A 274-nucleotide genomic window follows, 5' to 3' on the forward strand; every position below is an offset into this window, starting at 1 on the left:
CCCTGACCCGGGGCGTACCCCCCCCCGCCTCCGAAGCCGCCGTTGCCGGACGCTTCCTCTCGTCGCTGCGGGAAGGGCGCCTCGCTGCGGAAGAGATCTTCGGCCTGCCGAAGGTCACCGAAAAGCCGAAGGACGGCATGGCTTTCCTGGCCGACCTCGAAAACGCGCTGCCGGCCGCCAAGATCGGGGCCTATGCGCAAGGGTTCGCGGTGATGGCCACCGCTTCCGCCGAATATAACAGGAACCTGCCGATGCCGACCATCGCCAAGATCTG

General features: G+C 67.2%; 1 pseudogene. It reads left to right on the top strand.

The features are described 5' to 3' along the window. Positions 1-274 (top strand): annotated as a pseudogene (locus KVS69_RS19540) (NADP-dependent phosphogluconate dehydrogenase); the annotation flags it as partial.

Source organism: Stenotrophomonas sp. GbtcB23 (genome assembly GCF_019091045.1).
Classification (GTDB): domain Bacteria; phylum Pseudomonadota; class Gammaproteobacteria; order Xanthomonadales; family Xanthomonadaceae; genus Stenotrophomonas; species Stenotrophomonas rhizophila_A.